The sequence below is a fragment of the Pseudomonas sp. CHM02 genome, assembly GCF_000612585.1.
Lineage (GTDB): Bacteria > Pseudomonadota > Gammaproteobacteria > Pseudomonadales > Pseudomonadaceae > Aquipseudomonas.
This window is the reverse complement of sequence record NZ_JFCA01000059.1, coordinates 23,718-40,016: the sequence shown is the minus strand read 5'-3', so window position 1 is coordinate 40,016 and position 16,299 is coordinate 23,718. Positions and strand designations below refer to the sequence as shown.

Annotated in this window: 28 protein-coding genes; 18 read left to right on the top strand and 10 right to left on the bottom strand. The window is 56.3% G+C overall.

The features are described from left to right. Window positions 1-397 precede the first annotated feature (397 nt). From BM70_RS0127030 to BM70_RS0127025, 3 genes are all read left to right on the top strand, one after another. A complete protein-coding gene (locus tag BM70_RS0127030) occupies window positions 398-1,243 on the top strand; it encodes a TIGR04255 family protein (RefSeq protein WP_025858920.1) in 846 nt (281 codons plus the stop codon). A gap of 2 nt (window positions 1,244-1,245) precedes the next feature. After that, a complete protein-coding gene (locus BM70_RS33225) occupies window positions 1,246-1,767 on the top strand; it encodes a hypothetical protein (protein ID WP_155952209.1) in 522 nt (173 codons plus the stop codon). Window positions 1,768-1,837: 70 nt separating this feature from the next. After that, entirely contained in the window at window positions 1,838-2,359 is a 522-nt protein-coding gene (locus tag BM70_RS0127025) for a hypothetical protein (RefSeq protein WP_155952208.1), read from the top strand. A gap of 28 nt (window positions 2,360-2,387) precedes the next feature. On the opposite strand, the gene xerC is transcribed toward BM70_RS0127025, so the two are convergent. From xerC to BM70_RS0126975, 9 genes are all read right to left on the bottom strand, one after another. Continuing rightward, entirely contained in the window at window positions 2,388-3,539 is a 1,152-nt protein-coding gene (gene xerC / locus BM70_RS0127020) for a tyrosine recombinase XerC (RefSeq protein WP_025858918.1), read from the bottom strand. Further along, entirely contained in the window at window positions 3,536-3,742 is a 207-nt protein-coding gene (locus tag BM70_RS0127015) for a hypothetical protein (protein WP_025858917.1), read from the bottom strand. The genes xerC and BM70_RS0127015 overlap by 4 nt, the downstream gene beginning before the upstream one ends. Before the next feature lie 310 nt (window positions 3,743-4,052). Beyond that, window positions 4,053-4,298, bottom strand: a complete 246-nt coding sequence (locus BM70_RS0127010) for a hypothetical protein (RefSeq protein WP_025858916.1) — start codon at window positions 4,296-4,298, stop codon at window positions 4,053-4,055. Beyond that, window positions 4,295-4,819: an HNH endonuclease signature motif containing protein gene (locus BM70_RS31605; RefSeq protein WP_177326594.1), complete on the bottom strand. Its 525-nt coding sequence runs from the start codon at window positions 4,817-4,819 to the stop codon at window positions 4,295-4,297. Before BM70_RS31605 ends, BM70_RS0127010 begins: the two co-directional genes overlap by 4 nt. Continuing rightward, the gene (locus BM70_RS33430) at window positions 4,806-4,973 is read right to left on the bottom strand and encodes a hypothetical protein (RefSeq protein ID WP_177326593.1); all 168 of its coding nucleotides are present in this window, start codon (window positions 4,971-4,973) and stop codon (window positions 4,806-4,808) included. Before BM70_RS33430 ends, BM70_RS31605 begins: the two co-directional genes overlap by 14 nt. Continuing rightward, on the bottom strand, window positions 4,970-5,218 hold the full coding sequence (locus BM70_RS0126995; RefSeq protein WP_025858914.1) for a hypothetical protein: 249 nt from the start codon (window positions 5,216-5,218) through the stop codon (window positions 4,970-4,972). Before BM70_RS0126995 ends, BM70_RS33430 begins: the two co-directional genes overlap by 4 nt. Further along, window positions 5,206-5,871, bottom strand: a complete 666-nt coding sequence (locus tag BM70_RS31980) for a hypothetical protein (RefSeq protein WP_051556794.1) — start codon at window positions 5,869-5,871, stop codon at window positions 5,206-5,208. The genes BM70_RS0126995 and BM70_RS31980 overlap by 13 nt, the downstream gene beginning before the upstream one ends. A 48-nt stretch (window positions 5,872-5,919) precedes the next feature. Beyond that, window positions 5,920-6,606, bottom strand: a complete 687-nt coding sequence (locus BM70_RS33840; protein WP_081782141.1) for an Arc family DNA-binding protein — start codon at window positions 6,604-6,606, stop codon at window positions 5,920-5,922. A gap of 65 nt (window positions 6,607-6,671) precedes the next feature. Next, a complete protein-coding gene (locus tag BM70_RS0126975; protein ID WP_025858912.1) occupies window positions 6,672-6,989 on the bottom strand; it encodes a helix-turn-helix transcriptional regulator in 318 nt (105 codons plus the stop codon). A 160-nt stretch (window positions 6,990-7,149) separates the two neighbouring features. Here BM70_RS0126975 and BM70_RS0126970 point away from each other — a divergent pair, with 160 nt between their 5' ends. Next, a complete protein-coding gene (locus BM70_RS0126970; protein WP_025858911.1) occupies window positions 7,150-7,470 on the top strand; it encodes a DUF1654 domain-containing protein in 321 nt (106 codons plus the stop codon). 66 nt (window positions 7,471-7,536) lie between these two features. Here the strand turns inward: BM70_RS0126970 and BM70_RS0126965 are convergent, their stop codons facing one another. After that, on the bottom strand, window positions 7,537-8,355 hold the full coding sequence (locus BM70_RS0126965; RefSeq protein WP_025858910.1) for an XRE family transcriptional regulator: 819 nt from the start codon (window positions 8,353-8,355) through the stop codon (window positions 7,537-7,539). A gap of 90 nt (window positions 8,356-8,445) precedes the next feature. On the opposite strand from BM70_RS0126965, the gene BM70_RS32780 reads away from it, so the two are divergent. The 14 genes from BM70_RS32780 (at window position 8,446) to BM70_RS0126900 (ending at window position 16,295) form a co-directional block, all read left to right on the top strand. Further along, window positions 8,446-8,745 (top strand): Cro/CI family transcriptional regulator, encoded by a 300-nt coding sequence (locus BM70_RS32780; protein WP_081782140.1) that lies wholly within the window; start codon window positions 8,446-8,448, stop codon window positions 8,743-8,745. 267 nt (window positions 8,746-9,012) lie between these two features. After that, window positions 9,013-9,405 carry a hypothetical protein gene (locus BM70_RS0126960; protein WP_025858909.1) on the top strand — a complete coding sequence of 131 codons (393 nt, stop codon included), beginning with the start codon at window positions 9,013-9,015 and terminating at the stop codon, window positions 9,403-9,405. Beyond that, on the top strand, window positions 9,402-9,713 hold the full coding sequence (locus BM70_RS0126955; protein ID WP_025858908.1) for a hypothetical protein: 312 nt from the start codon (window positions 9,402-9,404) through the stop codon (window positions 9,711-9,713). The genes BM70_RS0126960 and BM70_RS0126955 overlap by 4 nt, the downstream gene beginning before the upstream one ends. Continuing rightward, window positions 9,700-9,999 (top strand): hypothetical protein, encoded by a 300-nt coding sequence (locus BM70_RS0126950; protein ID WP_025858907.1) that lies wholly within the window; start codon window positions 9,700-9,702, stop codon window positions 9,997-9,999. The genes BM70_RS0126955 and BM70_RS0126950 overlap by 14 nt, the downstream gene beginning before the upstream one ends. Continuing rightward, window positions 9,996-10,730 carry a Rha family transcriptional regulator gene (locus BM70_RS0126945; protein WP_025858906.1) on the top strand — a complete coding sequence of 245 codons (735 nt, stop codon included), beginning with the start codon at window positions 9,996-9,998 and terminating at the stop codon, window positions 10,728-10,730. The genes BM70_RS0126950 and BM70_RS0126945 overlap by 4 nt, the downstream gene beginning before the upstream one ends. Then, on the top strand, window positions 10,727-11,323 hold the full coding sequence (locus BM70_RS0126940; protein ID WP_025858905.1) for a hypothetical protein: 597 nt from the start codon (window positions 10,727-10,729) through the stop codon (window positions 11,321-11,323). The genes BM70_RS0126945 and BM70_RS0126940 overlap by 4 nt, the downstream gene beginning before the upstream one ends. After that, window positions 11,320-11,547, top strand: a complete 228-nt coding sequence (locus tag BM70_RS0126935) for a hypothetical protein (RefSeq protein WP_025858904.1) — start codon at window positions 11,320-11,322, stop codon at window positions 11,545-11,547. Before BM70_RS0126940 ends, BM70_RS0126935 begins: the two co-directional genes overlap by 4 nt. Continuing rightward, complete coding sequence (locus BM70_RS0126930) at window positions 11,544-12,353, top strand: hypothetical protein (protein WP_025858903.1); 810 nt, start codon at window positions 11,544-11,546, stop codon at window positions 12,351-12,353. The genes BM70_RS0126935 and BM70_RS0126930 overlap by 4 nt, the downstream gene beginning before the upstream one ends. Beyond that, a complete protein-coding gene (locus tag BM70_RS0126925) occupies window positions 12,350-13,135 on the top strand; it encodes an ATP-binding protein (RefSeq protein ID WP_025858902.1) in 786 nt (261 codons plus the stop codon). Before BM70_RS0126930 ends, BM70_RS0126925 begins: the two co-directional genes overlap by 4 nt. Then, entirely contained in the window at window positions 13,132-14,517 is a 1,386-nt protein-coding gene (locus BM70_RS0126920) for a replicative DNA helicase (RefSeq protein WP_025858901.1), read from the top strand. The genes BM70_RS0126925 and BM70_RS0126920 overlap by 4 nt, the downstream gene beginning before the upstream one ends. Then, a complete protein-coding gene (locus tag BM70_RS0126915) occupies window positions 14,504-15,097 on the top strand; it encodes a hypothetical protein (RefSeq protein WP_025858900.1) in 594 nt (197 codons plus the stop codon). The genes BM70_RS0126920 and BM70_RS0126915 overlap by 14 nt, the downstream gene beginning before the upstream one ends. Then, on the top strand, window positions 15,090-15,374 hold the full coding sequence (locus BM70_RS0126910; RefSeq protein ID WP_025858899.1) for a hypothetical protein: 285 nt from the start codon (window positions 15,090-15,092) through the stop codon (window positions 15,372-15,374). The genes BM70_RS0126915 and BM70_RS0126910 overlap by 8 nt, the downstream gene beginning before the upstream one ends. Then, on the top strand, window positions 15,371-15,754 hold the full coding sequence (locus BM70_RS0126905; protein WP_025858898.1) for an antiterminator Q family protein: 384 nt from the start codon (window positions 15,371-15,373) through the stop codon (window positions 15,752-15,754). The genes BM70_RS0126910 and BM70_RS0126905 overlap by 4 nt, the downstream gene beginning before the upstream one ends. A gap of 178 nt (window positions 15,755-15,932) precedes the next feature. Further along, window positions 15,933-16,295: a hypothetical protein gene (locus BM70_RS0126900; protein ID WP_025858897.1), complete on the top strand. Its 363-nt coding sequence runs from the start codon at window positions 15,933-15,935 to the stop codon at window positions 16,293-16,295. Window positions 16,296-16,299: the final 4 nt, after the last annotated feature.

The window sequence follows — 16,299 nt, the reverse complement described above, 5'->3', positions numbered from 1 at the left end:
TGTGCCCAACCAAGACATTTTGCGGTGCTCAGCGCGGCTAATGTACGTCGTCACCACGCTTCTGGCCCCGCATAGCGCCTTAGTCTCCAAGTAATGTACGCGCGTTCATCGCTCGCGAACTCAGTTTCATTGGTGGCCAACGCATTGAGTCATCGAGGTGTGTCTCCAGCTTCTTTTTGGGGATGGCGATGCGGTATCCTGTCTCGACGCTTAACAGGATGCTGTTTTATCTAGATATCATGCCAAGCATGCGAAAAGGTCTACATATCCCTATTCGTCCATCAGTCTCACTGCTAATATCCTTCTATAGAGCAGAATTCGGCGACTTTCTGGCCGTTAGATTGATGAAGAAGCTAGAAATTTCGGCAATGGATGAGCGACTGGTAACTGAGGAAATATGAAAGCAAAAATCGTGCCGTATAACGAGAAGCTGGGACATGCGATCCGTAATGTCTTATTCGTATTCGAATTTGCTCAGCACGTAGTGCCTCAGGCCATGCTCGCTTTCAAGCCAGGTACCGACTTGCATAATTCACTAAAATCTTTGCTACCAAAGTATGGTGAACAGCAACAGTTTGTAGTTAATTTTTCAAATGATAATAGTTTCGTTCACCAAGGTTTTCCACAGCCTTCACTGGCCACGGGCGTGACCTTTGAAAAAATCAAAGAGGATGGCGAGCCAGCGCTGGGTCTTAACATTCAAGGGAACATGTTATCGATAGTTTGCGGTGATTATACTCGATGGGAAGAGGTTATCTCTAAAGTTAACTCGGTCATTGAAGTTATCGCGAGCTGGCTGCGAGAGTTTGCAGTATTTGCCAGCCTCACTCTGCAATATCTAGATGAGTTTAAAGTTTCTTTTGAGACGGGCGAATTTGCGCCTTTAACAGATCTCTTTGTAAGTGGTTCGCCATACTTGGTGCCTAACTTTGAGAATGTAAACCGTGACTTCCATTCTCATCACGGCTTTTTTTCCGATCCCGAATTTGCGATCGCAGGTCGTCTCTTAACGAATGTGAACGTTAACGTGGTTAATATCGGTAAAGATATCAATGTTCAGATTCAGACCACTCACAAGTACTTGGCAGCTGCGCATTTAACTATCGGCGAGGAGGGTCTGAAAGGCTTGATCGGCGATGCTTATGAATATCTACATCAAGAAAATAAAAAAATAGTAGGCAGTATGTTGACTTCGGAAGTGAAGAAAGCAATCTCATTTGATGCTAGACGGAAAGAGGGATAATAATGTCTACTGCACGAGATTATTACTATGCTCATACTTATCAGTATGCTGAAAGCATGTCTATGGCTTTGTATTCCTCTGGTGGAACTAATGGCCAAATTCAGCCGAGCACAGTTGGGTCTTATAACCTGGTAAATGAGACCCTTTTGCCGTCTACTCTTGAATCTAGTAAGGCGATGAACTTGAGAGCATTGTATCAAGAGCTAGCCAGCTATTCTGCTCTTAAGCCTGGATGGGACGGTTATGATGCAGATGTTGCCTCATCTGAATCGCAAATTGACGCGAGGGTATTCGTATCTTCTCTTCCGCCGCGCCTCATTTTGCCCAAGCCTATGATAGCTTCTGATGGTGAGATTTCTTTGTACTGGGACCTGAGAGGGGCTTATTTAGAAGCTTCGTTCCCTGGCGATGGCACTTTCCACTATATATTCAACAAAGGGCCGATTCGCTTTGCCAGTGACGACCACCCTGTCACCTCGCCAGTATTAAGCGCTGAATTTTTGTCATTTTTAGAGGCGATCTGATTGCATGGAGTGCAGAGTTTTCTTTGACTCTTTGCCTCTCGAGCGGCCGGATGTCAAAAAAAGGGCTACGTTGATTGATGAGAAGTACGCTAATGGCTTCTGTGAGTCGCAATCGGTGAGTCAGGCATCATCGGGGGTCGTACGGGACGAGGAGTTCGTTCACCGTTATGTGTTTTCACCTGTCCACATGGATGGTGATAAGGTCAAGACGGCTTTCTTCAGTGATTGCCAGCACGGTGGGCTTTCTTGCCAACGTTCTGACGAGCACGTCGCTGATGCGCAAATTCATGATCGGGGCCACATGATGGTAGCGCTGTATAACGAAGCGCGTAACGATTCTGATGATCCGCGCACCTATCTAGGTGTTGTTACGGCTAAATGTTGCGATATTAGAATGCTCAAGCCTCGGCCAGAGGTTGCAGATCAGATGGCCGTCTGGGATCAACCGATGATGGCGATTTATGATACGGCAAAAATTGAAGACGAAAGGCACATCGACATTTTTCAGTTAGCAGTGGGTCGAAAAAAGTCTGAACTGAAGCAAGCACGTAGGGACTTGGCCTTGGTTTTCACTGATGCTCCTGCAATCTAAACTTTAGTTAATTTATTAAGTATCCGGTTTATAGTTCGCTCGATGGATTTACTACTGGCACGCTTAGATCGTAAACATCCATCATTGATTCATCTTTGTGGCCAGATGCCTGCTGTTTGTCTGCCCGGGTACCCACCGTGTCGGTGATGCCCTTGCGCTTGAAGTCGTGCATCCCGAAGCGCTGCTCTTCTGTGAGGATTCCTTTATCGATCGCCTGGACGATCAGCCTCTGGAAGGCTGTGTCGAGCCCGGACTTGGACAACTGCCTGCCAGTTGCCGATATGATCAAGAAGCGCTGGTCTGCGCGGATCGGCACCGGCACGCGCTTGCGCTCCCAGGTTTCCGTTCTGACGGACTTGGCTGCATCCCATGCGTCTCGCAGGCGCGTCGACCAACGGACAATATTGTCCCGGCTTCCCTTGCGGCGGTTGGTAAGCACGCCCTCGGCGAGTTCGTTCTCATCGGTGAGGGTGATCGTCTCGATACCGCGCAGGCGGCAGAGGTACCCGATCTCCATCACATACCAAAGGTAAGGCGAGCAGGCCCCGGGCTGGCCGCTCTTGAGCTGACCCTGCTGCTTCGCGAACCTGATCAGGTTGACCATGACCGTATCGTCTGGAAGACGGCGCTGCTTGCGCTCTTTCGGCGACTCGATGCCCTTGGCTGGGTTGTCTTTCACGAATCCCCGGTTACGGCCCCACTGCATCACGCGGCGCAGGTAGCGCAGGGCGTGAGCGGCCTTTGAGGGTTTTCCCTCTTGGGCGATCTTATCGATGATCCGCTGGACCAGTGCCGGCGTGAACTTCAACACTGCCAACTCGCCCAGCGGCTTGCCAAGCTTCGTCGGGAATGCCAGAAGCACGTCGCGGGAATAGACGTAATCGTCGTGGGTTTTCTCGCTGAGCACCTTGTACTGGTCGCTCTTGTGGAACTCGTCACAGAGGTACTGCAGGCTGTCACGGTCTACGCCATTGCGCTCCTCGATAAGCCGGTGAAGCTCTGAAAGCGTTACGTTGCCTGCGCACAGGTTCTGCCGCTGGCGCCGGCCCGCTTCGTTGAAATACAGGATGTACCAGCATCCCGCCCCGCGGTGGTCGAAATACACCGAGCGCGGCAGGGCCGTCTGGTCAATATGGCCAGGGATATTCGGGTTGTGCTGGCGCTTCCTTCCTCGCTTCATACAATGTCCGCGTCATACTTTTCTTGATCGATTGGCTTGAGGCCGCCCGCCTGGTTGACCAGGTCGACGGTGGTCCAAGGTCCCTTCCTTCCGAGGAATATCCGTATTCCTTCCCCGCGCAACGCCTTCTCCACGTCAGCACGCCGCGTATAGCCGGTGATCCGCTGCAACTCCTCGAACTCTATTACTCTAGCTGCGCTCATGTCTGCCCGCCTTCGTGTCGCGACACGTTTTCGTTATCCGCGAATGGTGTCGCGACAAAGCCTAAATAAAGTTTCATGCTGGCCAAGTTGCTCGCCGGTTTCTTAGCGTTTAACGTCGAATGGCTGAGCTTCCTTTCCTCGTTTTTCAGACGTCCACTGGTGTGGAAAGGAAGCCCGGCTCTCTCCGAGCACTGTCCTGATGGGCTGCCGCAGTTGTTCTGCTGGAAGCCTGGTTGTACATTCACTCCGCCGGCCCTCTTTGCTACAAAGCCTTGCGGAAGTCTGAATGAGCTAGGAAGGCTGGCATTCATCACCGTATAGCCTTTCCTGGTGGCAACGCCGGCTTCGACTCAATGAAGCTGCTGGCGCTGTTCTCGCCGCCAATGTGGCGGAAGTAATCGATCTCTACCTTGGCGCTCTCGATCAGCACCCGGCTGATGTCAGATACGGACTGGGCGCGCGATACTTCCTTGGCCAAGTCTTCGTCTGTGGCTTCGCGCACGGCTTCAAGCTGTGCAAACAAGTGGTCGCGCAGATCGCTCAGTTTGTTCTTCATGATTTCTTCTCCCGTATTGCTCTCTTGAGGTCCTGCTGGGCCAGGATCACGTCCTGCAACTCAGCGGGGTATTTGCGTACCTGGTTACGCCTGCAATGCTCGTCCTTGGTCACCAGCTTGAGGTTGGCCAAGGTCGTGTTTTTGATGTTTCCGTCCTCCGCGACAAGCACGCAGTCGTCGGGAACAGGGCCGTTCGCCTGCTCCCAAACCCATCGATGCTCCAGCACCCACTTGCCGCTAGGTAGCTTCACTCGGATGTAACGCCCGTCATCCCGTCGCTCTCCAGGCTCAACCCAGTTGTGGCTTGATGGGCCGCGAGGGTAGGACCTGAAGCGGGTGGCATTCAGGATCGACTGGTCGCGTCTCAATCCCAGGCCTGCGGCCTTGTTCTTGATCTGTCCTGCCGTCTTGCCAATTCTGATTTCCAACTCAGGCATCGGCGTGAGCGGGTATAGCCCGGTCAGCAGAGCGACTTCTTTCTCTGTCCACTTGCGCCCGATCCCGTCTTCACGCACGTTCATCGCCACGCTGAAAGTGGTCAGCCAGCACCCGGCGCGCGTCGATGCCGCACGATGTCGACAGCTTGTAAATTTGGCCGAACGTGGTTTCCCGACGCTGCAGGGCATTGAACAGCTCGATTAGGCGTTGGCCCACCGGCCCGTTGCGGCGACTCATAGATGAAACCTCTCTTCATCCCTGCGAGCGGATGGGGTGCTCGCAGGGGTTGGCTGGTCCAATGTGCTGTTTGAAACCGAAGATGGCTGGCGCAATTGGCTGTCCGGCAAGCAGCTGATTCCGCCCTGCATTGTGATGAAGCAGGTAACAGCCCGGGTTGAGTCGTGCTGCACACTGATGATTTGCTCGCCGGCCGAGGCCTGGCCCGCGATCAGCAGCAGGATCATGGTGATCAGTTCGCGCATGGCTCCACCTCCTGCTCACCAGGATGCGCTTTCATCGCAAGATCAATTTCGGAGTCGAGGTCTTGCTCGATCAGCATGTTGCCGGACTTGTCGCGCGGCACCAGGTCTTGGCGCGGCGTGTCGAATGCAACGTCTCGCAGCCACTCGTAGCGCTTGGCGTTCGCCGCCATTCGCACGCGATCGTCGATGTGCATCGACTGAGCAGCCATCGCATCAACCGAAGCAGCACTCTGGATCTTGTCCTGCAACTCCCAGATCGCTTCCATCACCTCACGCGACTCGGCCCACATCTGTTCGCTCGGCTCGATGCCGTGGCCGAGAGCTGCGTCCAAGCCGCCGCATTTGGCGTCGATGCGCCTCAGCAGGTCGAACATCTCCTGGGCATGGGCCGCGAGGTGGGCGGGCGAGCCCAGGGCTTGCTGCTGCAACTCGGCCTGCATCTGACGGTCGTCACGCTCTTCGCCCAACACCATCTGCAGGTCTTCGTCGCTGGCGCCAGCGATCACCGCCATGCCGCGGCCGATGGCTACTGGCATACCCAGGCTGACGAACTGACAGATGTTTTCGAGCGTGGAGCCAGCCTGCGCCTTCAGCACGATGGTGATGCGTTCGGGCACCGTTGGAATGGGTGCTGATGTTTCGGTGGTGCTCATGCGGATCTCCAGTGCGGCCGAAGCCGCGGAAGCAATTGAAGGAATGAATTACTGAAGGATTCTGCGGACAGGGCGCGCGAGCCGCTCGTTGTACTTGCCGCTGAGGTCGAGCCAGCCATCTTCAAAGTCCATGAAGTAGGCGGTGTGGGCGGAGCGCTGCGTGCTGCTGATGTACCAGTCCTTCGCGAACGCCTCAGGCAAGTAAAAGTAGCCGTGGTGCAATTCGCCGGAGGAGGGCAGGTAGAAGTCGTTGTGACCATCGCAGATGTAGGCGTATGCCGCCTCGGCAGCTGGGTGCGAGCCGTCGCGATTGACCAGAATGGCGGTGTTGGCGAGGCCGTCGATGTTGCTGGTGGCCTGGACGTCGGTGCCGTACTCGCCATAGGCGTGCCTGCCCACGTCGATGCTGGCGAAGATGATGTGGCACAAGCCTTCGGGGTAGTGGCGTAGACCGCCATAGATCCCGCCCTGGCCTGGCCAGTAATCTCCGATGGCTGGTGGAGTAATGCTTGCCGGCGAAGGTCGGATAGGGGTAGTGACGGTTTTGGCCAGAGCATTCAGCAGGATCTGTTGCTGATGTTGGCTGTCCAGGTACTGTCGGGTGGCTTTCACGAAAACGCTGTTCATGCTGCGATCGTCGGCTTGGGCTGCGGCTTCAATTGCGGATCGCAGGCCGTCTGGCAGGCGGACCACAAACTTGTCAGCAGTGCGTGAATCGTATTGTTTTGAGGTCATTTCACTTTCTCCAGGCCGAACGAATCCCGGCCGCGCTGTTGGCTTTCGCAAAAATCAGGTTTGGGTTAGGCGATAAATACGCCCTGGAAATGGTCGCTATCGTGATGCTGCGGATCAGGGTTCGGGGCGATTACTCCAACTACCTGAATCAACCCAAGCGAGAACGCTTTCGCTACGAGAGCGGCGCGGCGAGTAACGCCCAGTTTCGTAGTCAGCGACAACAGGCGCTTGTCCACAGTATCTGGCGATACGCCCAGGTCGCGCGCTGCTTCTTTCGAGGTCTGACCAGAGGCCACCGCCATCAAGCACTGAAGCTCACGCGGAGCTGCCCCGCGGCCCAAAAAGCCTATGAAGCCTGCGAAGTTGATGGTGGTGGCGGTCATTCTGATAGCTCCGTGCGGGTTACGATGGAGCGAATATAGGTTAGCCTTTATTATGGTGTCAACAGGCATGCCTTTATTTTTCATTAATCACCACACCTCATTCAACTTTGGGTAGGCTAAATTTTTGCTGTACGTATATACAGTTAATTGGGAGGTGGTTATGGCGAAGGCAAAACAACAATCTACCCTTGCCGTACGGCAGGCAATGAGCGGATTGGAGCGCTTGGGCTTAAGGGTTTCATCAATGATCAACCACCCCACTGCGCAGCATCAGCGCTGGGTCACGATCCACCGCCTGGATACGGATGGTGACCGGGAGTGGGAAGAGGTGATGGGGCTTCTCGCTGAGACGGACGATCTGGAAATGACGTTCAACGATGAAAGCGAGTCAGTGACATTGAGATGGGAGGCCCCTTCTGACGATGACCGGCCTGTAGAGGCTGCTGATTTTAATGTGGTGGAAGAGGTTGCGCCGTTCTGACATCCACAACAAAGCCCGGAAATTATCCGGGCTTCTGATTGGCTTCAGCTTCCACAAGGATCCAGGTCAAACCTTCTTGGCATTCCATATCAGAAGTACCTTGGCATGGATTGTCACGTCTTCAACCCGCGCTTGCTGATTCTCATAATGTTTGTTGTCTGAGATCAGGCGGAAGTGATCTGCGTCCATCACTTGAATGCGCTTAATGTAGAGCAGTCCATGCCAGGACATGACGTAGACACCATCCCCAATAAACTCATTAACTCCGCGGTCAACGATCACGGGGTCTTTGTCGTTGATTGTGCCTTCCATGCTCTGGCCCCAGCCAGTTATCACCGCCAGCGCCGAAAGAGAGGTGTAAGTGACGCCTTTCTCGCGCAGAACATCCTCCCGCACGACAAGGTTTCGAATTGCCTCGTTGTAGTCAGCAGGTACCTGGCCATGCCCCATCGCGGCTCTGATGTCGTACTGAGGAATGAGTATTTCGTCGGGCCGGACCTTCAGCGCCTGCGATTCTGCGGGCATGACCGTAACCTGCCCCGAGGATGCGTCATTCACGGCGGCCAGAATTTTGCTGCGAGCCTCTTCTGGTAATCCCTTGCCAATTCTCGCAAGCATGGATCTGACTTGGTCGGCGGAGCTCATTTGAGCCTCTTCCTGCGCCTGAGTGCGCTCGCCTGCCTCCGGGGAGCCAACACCCTCCGCAAGCCACAGGGGGTCGACGCCGCAAACCGTAGCGATTTTCACTAGATAAGCGCTCGTTCGGGAAAGTCCGCGTTCGATTTCAGACACGGAAGCCTGCTTTATTCCAGCTCTGTCAGCGAGTTCGGACTGGGTTAATTCGGCCTTTTTGCGAGCGTATTTGAGGCGATCTTTAAGTTCCATAGTTGCTCAATTTAATGGTTTGCCTTTTAGCTTGCAAAAAGGAGTGCCTTTAAAATACAGTAAAGGCATACCTCTATTAGGTCGTGTGAGATGGCGAATGTATTTGAAGAGCTAACTACCTTCTTCGGCGGTCAAGTCCCGCTGGCGAAAGCGCTAGGTGTAACTCAGGGAACCGTCAGCGGATGGGTCAGGGGGGTTCACGGCTGCTCGGCAGAAATCGCCTTCCTGATCGAGCGCACGACCGGCGGGAAGTTTTTGGCGTCCCGGCTCCGTCCATCGTTGGCAAGCGCCTCGCCAACCTTGAATCAAACGATACGCCAAGCCTCATCGAATGGTCAGTCCACTGATGGTGCTGGGAATCCATCCAGTACAGCAAGATGCGTCGCGTAGTGATCACGCAGACCATTGAACATTATCGCCAGCGCATCGTCTGGCCTTGCATTCCCGGAGACCGTGCTATGCGCTCAAGCATCTATACCGCCCGCTCGCCCAGGGTAGGTCGCAGCTCTCTCATTGAGAGGTTGCATAAATTTGTGACGTGTAACGATGGGTTGGACCTGAAAGACACGCACAAAAAAGCCCGCTGTTGGATGCGGGCTTCTTAATCGTCACTTGGTTGGACAAGTGATTTGGTACTTCTTCGTTCTGGAGAACGATATGTCACATCCAAAAAATACCACCGGACTTAACCGGATGCAACACCCAGATCACGACGTCCCTCCAGCGGAACCGCTACATGTCGGCATAGTGCCGGAGGATAAATGGCTGTCAGTCGTGGATTTGCTCGTTGCCGAGCGCACTCACGCATGTACCTGGTGGACGATCCTTAACGAAATGCGCATTCGCAATCTGTTGCCCGAGTGGGCCTTAAAGATGGGGGCGGGAAGTCATCCAGCTTGGGATAAATGGGATGCCGATTGCCGCGCTACGAACTTGCAGCTACTGGCGTACACCGGGAACTTGAACGCAATTGTTAACCCCGTCCAAGAGTTCGCGCCACAAAACGCGAAATCCGAAAACGTCGCGCGGGATTCTGAGGTGCAGCCATGAAGACCCTAATCAACGGCGACAAACCCCGCACCGGTGTAGTGATCAGTACTTCTACGCTCACTCCGGCCGAGCAGCGCGGCATGCGTCACGCCCGTGCTTTGTTCGACGAGCTACGGACGATTTACACCCAGGCGATCGCACCTTCCCTCGGTGGCAGCAGTCGACCGATCAACATTCGAATGCGCGATCTGATGGCCGAGATCCACCTGCATTCCCACGGCTTTATGGCGAACCACTGGAAAACTGACCAAGAGATCGAAGACGCCAAGCCGATCAATCACCGGGAGATATTCAATGTCGACCGATAACGATGTCTTCGAGGGCCGCCAAGCCTACTGGTTCGTCTACACGCCTGCCGTTGAAAAGAACGGCCTGCTGTATTCCCGCATGATCGCGCCGTTTGAAACGGAGGACGAGGCGGTGAATGGCATGAACTTGCTTAATGCCCGCTTCCCTGGTCCGGCCAAAGCCGCTGTCGGCCAACTCACGTATACCGGCGAGCGCTCGGCTGAAGACATGGAGCAAGCATTCCGAACTGCTCGCGGCGATCTGGCTGACGAGTTGGCCGGCCCAGACCCGAGGAAAGTGCAATGACCATCGCCAAATTCCAAGGCGGCGATGCCGTCACCATGTCCTCCCGTGAAATTGCCGAGCTGACCGAAAAGCGTCACGACCACGTCAAGCGCGACATTGAAAACATGCTTGCCGAGCTGAAACAAGATATCCCCAGTTTTGGGGGCATCTATTTGGACAGCATGAATCGGGAGCAGGTCGAGTACCACCTCGACAAGGAGCTGACCGAAACCTTGATCACCGGCTACAGCATCCCGCTGCGGCACAAAGTGATTCGTCGGATTAACGATCTGGAAGGGCAGGCCGCCCGCCCAATGACCCAGGCCGAGATCACAGCTGCCAATGCGAACCACCTGGTGGCGGTCGAGCGTCAGCAGCGTGAGCAGCAGGTGGCGCTCGAGCGGATAGAGCGCCGCGTCGAGGATTTGAGCCAGACGACGGTGTGGGATCACTGCCCGCAGAACTGCCAGTCGCTGACCCGTATCAAGGAAACCATGCTGGCGCGCCACGGGCTGTCCGGCGCAGTCGTTGACTACGTGCTGAAGGCTTGGCCAAACCAACCCAATCCCGCCGGCATGGTCCGCAACGGCCATGAGGAAGCGCTTGGCTCCCAGTACCTGGTCTGGTCAAAGAGCCACGTCACGGCTGCCTTCCACCGGTTTGTTTCCGAATCCACGATGGTCACCGCCACCCAGGCGACCCACCCATATTTTGAGGGCCGGTTCCGCCTGGTCCAGAAGGCCCGGTCATGAGCAAAGTAATCGACTTTCCAACGCCTCCGAACGTGGAGGTTATCAACGAGGCCCACTTTGAAAAGTTCGAGGACGCGGCACTCATGCTGATGTCCTTCGAAAAACTGGCTGACGCAGTCGAAGTGGTTTCTGAAGGTGGCGAGATCCACGAACGTGACGACACCCATGTCGGCCTGATGGAGGCGTGCATGGCTCTCGCGGTCATGTTTCGGCGCAGAACCGGGCATGACGCGCAGAAGGTCTCGGCGGATCACCTGGATTATGAGAGGCAATGCCTGATGGGCGGCATTGAGATCAAGTCGCTGCCGATCCCATTGAGGCCCTCTGCGCTTAAACCGCTTCCAACAGAGGCTTTCAGGGGGATACCGACCGCGGATCTGGCTAGGGTCGGGTTCAACTACATCAGTCAGGCGAGCGAGAACATCAAGCGCAACAGTCCGCACCTGGTGGAACTGAACCTGGCCCGCGCGCACTCGCTTGACGCCATAGGAGCGCTTGTTGTCCTCATCGAGAGGCTATCGGGCGGTGTGGCTTCGATTGTCAGCAGTGAGACTCCAATCGCCAATGCTCCAGGTTCGGAGACTCTGCAATGACCACCACCAACCCTCATGCCCCCCCCCAGGACGCCCGTACAGCGCCGGTAATCGTCGGGCCCTGGCCGAGCTATGCCTCGTTCGCCGATCTGCCGGAGCGCGAGCGCTGGAAGATGTACAGCGGCGCCAAGGCCCACCGGGAAATGCTGGAACAGGCGGGCTTCGTCATGAGTGAGGCTTATGACGACTTCGTGCGCCGGGTAACGCGGGAGCTGAACGTATGACCAAGCCAATCAACGTGGAGAAGGCCACGCCAACCATCCTGTATGCCAAGCAGGCACCGTATAGCTCGGTAAGCAACGACGTGGTGGCCATGATCGTTAACCCTGACGCTCTGGCTATCTGGGCTTACCTGCAAACCCGATCCAGCGACTGGAAGGTGATCGGCTCGCACCTGCAAGAACGGTTCGCGATCGGCCGTGATCGCTACTCGAAGGCCATGGCCTGCCTCAAGGACCTGGGGCTGGTTACCCATGAAATCATGCGCGAGGAGGGCACCGGTAAAGTGCTCGGTCGCCGAGTGATCGTGCACTACGAACCGAACCTACAGGTTTCCCACACTTCGGTTGACCGTAGTGTGGGTTTTCCGAACTGTGGGAAAACCGACAACTACTTAATAAAGGATTCTATTACTCAATCAATAGAGAAAGAACCAACGGTCGCTGACGCTCCCTTGTCGACGAAGAAGAAGTCGAGCAAGTTCGATCCACTGACTGCGAAGCCTGCCAACGCATCCGAACAAGCCTGGGCAGACTTCTGTGAAATGCGGAAGGCCAAGCGCGCACCGCTGACCCTGCGAGCCTGTGAGTTGATCGCCAAGAAGCTGGCCAACCATCCAGAGCCCGACGCGGTGCTGGATAAGTCCACCACCAGCAGCTGGTCGGACATCTACCCCGAGTCGGTCCTGCCAGGCGCTGGCGCCCAGAACGGCAAGCCTTCCCGCCACACCAACCTTGACCAGATCAACCACGAAGACGGCCTTGAGCAGCAGGCCGACGGCACTTACCGAATTGCGAGCGTGAACCCATGACCACAAAACCCAAGTACACCCTGGAAACCCGGGCGGGCGATTGCCGTGAGCATGGCCGCTTCCCTGACAACTTGGTACAGCAGTTCGGTGCCGATCCGGCTTGGTTTGGCTGTCCACGCTGCCACTTCGATGCTCGCCACTCGCAAGACACGGGTCAGCAGTCGACAGCGGCGGGAATCCAGCGCGACAGGCTGCTGAACGAGCGCCTGCTCGACGCTGGTATCCCAGAGCGATTCACGGGTTGCACGCTGTCCAACTGGAGCGCTGACACGCCTGCACAGGTTCAAGCCCTGGCCGCGTGCAGTGGATTCGTGGAAGCGTTTGAGGAAAACTTCGGTGTTGGGCGATCTGCAATGCTGCTGGGCACGGTGGGCACCGGCAAAACGCACCTGGGCGCCGCAATGCTGCAGGCGGTGATTCGCCAGCACGCCCACGCAGGCCTTCGCGGGCTCTACGCCACCGCCGGCTCAATCATCCGCGATGTGAAGGCCACTTTCGGCAATCGCGGGCGTACCGAGGCTGACATCTACGACGATCTGATCCGCCCCGACCTGCTGGTGATCGACGAGGTTGGCGTCCAGCACGGGACTGACTTCGAGCGGCAAGTGCTGTTCGAGGTGATCAATGGCCGGTACGAGAAGATCAAGCCCACCATCGTTGTGAGCAACTTGGGCGTGACCGAACTGCGTCAGTGCCTCGGGGATCGCGCTGTCGACCGCCTACGCGACAAGAGCGGCATCGTGGTGGTGTTTCGCTGGGCATCCGCGCGGGGTGCTGTATGAGCCGTGAACTATTCAGCATCGAGGCCGAGCATGGCGTACTGGGGGCGATCATGCTGGACCCATCCCTGTTCGACGAAGTGACCAGCAAGGTCAGCGTCTCCGACTTCCACGACCTGGAGAATGCGGCGCTGTACAAGGCGATCATTGAATGCCAGGCCACTGGTGATCCGATTGACCCGGTCACCGTTGGCCTCTGGCGCCCGACGTTGCCGAGCGGTGACAGCACCCTGGCATTTGCGGTGGAGATCGCCAAGAATGTGCCGAGCACCGCCAACTGGAAGACGTACGCCCGGCACGTCCGTGAGAGAGCAATCCTGCGCCGCGTAGTCGAGGCCGGAGACGTGATTCGCGAGCAAGCCACCGAAGACTTGCCGCTGGCTGACATCATCGCCCTGGCACAACAAGCAACTGCTGACCTTCGCGACCTGGACGATGATGGTGAGCGGGATTACTACCGGGCGAGTGAGATCCTGCCTGGCGTCGTGGACACCATCGACTCGAAGTTCAACAAGACGATGCCCGCCGGGCTTTCCACCGGGCTGAAGGATCTTGATGAGCTGGTGCGCGGCCTGCGTCCGGGCAACATGATCGTCGTGGGTGGGCTGACAGGCTCAGGCAAGACCATCCTCGGCCTGCAAATAGCCCAGCACGTCACCTGCAAGCTCGGTGGCGCTGGTTTAGCGTTCTCCATGGAGATGACCAAGGAGGAACTGATCACGCGCGGCCTGGCATCAATTGGCAGCGTCAATCTGAGCAAGTTGGATAGCGGCGACCTCGATGATGACGACTGGCCGAAGCTGACCGGCGCGGTGAACGTCCTGAACCAGGCGAATCTGTTCGTCAACGATCAGGCCGGCATGACGATGCCCCGCATCCGCTCAATAGCCCGCCAGTGCCAGCGTCGAGAGGGCCTTAACGTGCTGCTGGTGGACTACGTCCAACTGATCACCGCCGAGGGCGGCGCCAACCGCTCCCTTGAGGTCGGGAAGATATCCACAGCCCTGAAGAACCTGGCCAAGGAACTGAAAATCCCCGTGATCGTGCTGGCTCAGCTCAACCGCGGCTCAACCAATCGCCCCGACAAGCGCCCGCGCCCTAGCGATATCCGCGACTCCGGACAGATCGAGCAAGACGCCGACGTGGTGATCCTGGTGCATCGCGACCTGGAAAGCGAAGAGGGCCAGAACGGCGTAACCGAGCTGATCGTGGGCAAGGTCCGTCACGCAAAGGTCGGGTCATGCATGGTCCAGCAGCAAGGTAAGTACGTGCGCTTTGTCGACTTCGCGGGCAAGCCGCCGAGCAATGAGGATGTCGAGATGGGGCGATCGACGAGCTATGCCAGCAAGTACGGCAAGGGGAGGAAAAAAGATGAGAAGTTTTAAGCTGTTTGATCGTCTGCTTGGGCGAAGCATAGAACCTGCTCCCTTTGCTACCGGAGAAGCGCTTGGCGCCTTGCATGCCGCTATGGAAGCGGGACAGCCCACTGTTTTGCCAATGGGGTCGGTTGTCGTTGAGGCGCCCAAATATCCCGAAGCCGAACGAATCGCTGCGTCGATCCGTGATTTCCCCGAAGACTGGACTTGGGCGCGCAAGGGTTACGACCTGATGCACATCCCCAGCGGGTTCAGGATGTGGGTTGCCAATGAGGGCTATGGCCTGGCCGAGGTTCACCCGAATAACGGGAAGACGGACTTCACGAAGCCTGAACAGGCAATCATCTGGCCCGCGGTGGCCGATTGGCTTGGGCACCGCAAGGTCGGTTTCACCGGTCGTCCCGTTAAGCCACGAATTCGATATTTCCGCGCGCGCTACTTTTGCGAGTCGTCGGAGCATCCATGGCGGGGCTTTGGGCACACAGCCGATGAGGCGTACCAATCATGGCTTGCTGCCGTATCCGTGCAGTACAGAGAGAGAATCCCGAAGAACGTAGTATTGACAGTATGGAGTGCCGCAGATGAGTAACGTAACGGCGGCATTGCCGCGCAAGATCTTGACCGCTGACGAGCGAGACTTCCTCAAGCAGGGCAACCGGCTGCTACTCGACAAGCCCAACGGGCGCATCGCCGCCGCCGCGCTGATGGACCTGGTCGCCGACTGGGGAAACCACCGTGGCAGTCTTGGGTTCCTGGACTACGCCCGCCGGTGGATCACCGAGGGGTACGCCAAGAACAAAATCGCCGACAAGATGCTCCGAGAGCTGTTTGGCCTGAATGAACCGACACCGAGGAAAGCGGCATGAATACAAGAAAACCTTCACGTCTGCCGCTGGGCGATACCGAGTACATGCTTGAGCAGTGGGGTTACTGGCGCATGGACGGCATGGGCGTCCCGAGCTATGTGTCACCGTCCTGGGCGATCATGCGGGACATGATCCCGTCGACGAGCAAGTCCTACGTCATCACGGACGAATTGGCCAGCGTCGTTGATGGCGCTGTCGCGAGGCTGTGCAAGCGGGCGCCGGAGATGGGCGACTTCGTTTGGCTGTATTACGCGGCCAAGTGGCCAGCCAAGCGAATCGGCAACAAGTACGACATGAGTGAGGCGAAGGCCCGGGAGATCATCAAGACGGGCGTCGGCTGGATTGACTGCTCGCTGGAGAAACTTATCGACGCCGCATAAAAAACTTGCACTCGCGGAATAGCCTTGTTTTCATGGCACCGTGTTTAGCTTTTCAAGCGCGACACCACAGACAAAGAAACCCCAGACGATCGCTGGGGGTTTTTATTGGCGGAGACCTTCTGACTTCTGCGTGATGTCGATATGATATCGCTTTCATCATCTGTCAGAAGGGAATCTCATGCATTCGTTGTTTGCAAAAACGTTTGGCGGATTGAGTGGCCCAGTGTATCTGCGGCACTTTTTGTTCGGTGCTGTAATCGGGGCGCTGCTGATCGCTGTGGCACTTGGCGGAAACCACAAGCCAAATTACGGGTTCATCGTCTTCGCGCTGATCAACATCGTGCTGTATCCATACGCAAGGTTCGTTTATGAGAGCGTTGTAGGCTACATCGTCGGCAACAACCAGTTTTATTGGGAAACAGGAGTGTTTCTTTGGGCTAAATGTTGCACGATACTCCTGTGCTTTATGTTCGCGATACTCGTTGCTCCTGTTGGGCTAATCTGCTTGTTCTTCCGTAATAGCAAGCGCTCAGCGATGTGAAGCT